Raw genomic sequence first — 2,142 nt, 5'->3', positions numbered from 1 at the left:
GACGTCGCCGCGCTCGACCGGCTCGTCCCGCGCGAGGGTGCGGTCGACCTCGCCCCGCTCCAGGACGCGCGCGCCGACGTGCTCGCCGCCGACGCGTCGGTGGGCGCCGCGGCCGCGACCGTCGCGGGGATCGACACGAGCGCGCTCGTCGCGCCGCTGGCCCGGGTCGTGACCGACCTCGAGGACCGGCTCGCCGGGATCCGGTCGTCGACCGCGACGGCAGCCCGAGCGGTCGACCTGCTCCCGCCGATGCTCGGGGCGGACGGCCCGCGCGACTACCTCGTGCTCGTGCAGAACAACGCGGAGCCCCGGGCCGCCGGAGGCATCGCCGGGTCCGTGCTGCACGTGCGCCTCGAGGAGGGGCGCATCGAGCTCGTCGAGGTCCGCCCGGGCAACGCGCTCGGCGGAGACACGAGCGCCGTCCCGCTGACCCGCTCGGAAGAGGCCCTCTTCGGCGACGACCTCGGCCGGTACATGCTCAACGTCACGTCCACCCCGGACTTCCCCCGCGCCGCCGGCGTCGCCCGGCAGATCTGGGCCGTGCGCACCGGGGTCGAGGTCGACGGCGTCCTCGCCGTCGACCCGGTCGCGCTGCAGGAGGTGCTCGCCGCGACCGGTCCCGTCGCGTTCACCGACCCTGCCGGCGCCGAGGTCGTGCTCACCGGCGACGACGCGGCCGGGTTCCTCCTCAACGGCGTGTACCGCCGCTACGAGGAGCCGGCGACCCAGGACGCCGTCCTGGCCGCCGCCGCCCACGCCGTGCTCGAGGCCTTGACCACGTCGACCGACGCGGAGCCGGCGCGCCTCGTGGGTGCGCTCGCGGAGGCCGCGGGCGAGGGACGCCTGCTCGTGTGGTCCGCCGACGACGGCGAGCAGGAGCGCCTCGCGGGGACGGTGCTCTCCGGGGAGCTGGACGGCGTGCTCACGACGGAGGAGGGCGACGTCGTGTCCCCCGTCCTCGGCGTGTACCTCAACGCGTCGTCGGCGGCGAAGACCGGCTACTACCTGACCACGGACGTGCGGGTCGAGGACGTGACGTGCCGGCCCGACGGGTCGCAGCGGTTCACCGCGGCGGTCACGCTGACCTCGACGCTCACGCCCGAGGAGGCCGGTGCGCTGCCCGGGTACGTCACGGGCGCGCGGGACGGGGACGGCACCATCCGCACGAACCTCCTCGTCTACGCGCCCCGCAACGGCGGGATCCTCGGGTCGGACGGCCCGGAGGGCGATCTGGGGCTGTTCTCGCAGGTCCACGACGGCCTCGTCGTCGGCGCGCGCACGGTCGCGCTCGCCCCGGGAGAGGCGGCGACATACCGCTACGACGTCGTGACGGGCAAGAACCAGCGCGGAACTGTTTCGGTGAGGAAAACACCTGGTGCGACGGCGTCGTCGGACGTCCTCCCGGGTGTCGCCTGCACGACCGCTGTGCTGTCCTAGTCGTGCACGGCGGGGCGCTGGACCGTCCGCCCGGCCCCTCCAGGGGCGACGGACGCACGACGCGGCCCTGCTCCGTACACCAAGGCAGGGGGCCTTCGACATGAACGTTCGACGCGCAACGACCACGCTCCTCCTCGGCGCCGCGCTGGTGGCGGCACCCGCGGCCGCGTCCGCCTACGAGGCGGACGAGTACGAGGTCGGCATCTCCTCGACGACGCCCGCGCCCGGCGAGTCCTTCGTCGTCACCGTGGGCGGCCCGGAGGGCAACCCGACGATCACGCTCACCATCACCTCGCCCGACGCACCCGACGGCGCCATCACGATCGCCGGCACGAAGGCGCTGACCAAGCCCACGTCCGACGGCTTCGCCTCGTTCACGGTGACGCTCTCCGAGCCGGCGACCTACGCGATCCAGGCGACCGACGCCGACGGGACCGTCCTGTCGACGCAGCAGGTCGTGGTCCCGGCCGACGCGGCCGGCGGCGCCGGGGACGGCGACGGTGACGGGGACGGCGACGGTGACGGGGCGGCGGCTGCCGCGGGCGGTACCGCCGGGACCACGGGCTCCTCGGGCGGCGCGGGCGGCCTCGCCGAGACGGGGGCGAACGAGGTGCTCCTCGTCTCCGGCGCGACGCTCCTCGTCGCGGGCGGCGCCACCGCGCTCGTCGTGAGCCGCCGGCGGCGCGCGGCCAGCGGCCGCGCCTG

The 2,142-nt window shown here is 75.7% G+C and carries 2 protein-coding genes; both read left to right on the top strand.

The features are described 5' to 3' along the window. Positions 1 to 1,437 (top strand): DUF4012 domain-containing protein (locus JZ5iCDA_RS17045; protein ID WP_069388193.1); only part of this gene is annotated, 1,437 nt, incomplete at its 5' end. Between the two features lie 100 nt (positions 1,438 to 1,537). Next, on the top strand, positions 1,538 to 2,142 hold a 605-nt coding region (locus JZ5iCDA_RS17040), incomplete at its 3' end, for a hypothetical protein (RefSeq protein WP_139123212.1).

Source organism: Cellulosimicrobium cellulans, assembly GCF_001722485.1.
GTDB lineage: Bacteria > Actinomycetota > Actinomycetes > Actinomycetales > Cellulomonadaceae > Cellulosimicrobium > Cellulosimicrobium cellulans_A.
Note: the sequence above shows the minus strand (reverse complement) of the source record. Positions and strands in the feature narration are given on the sequence as shown.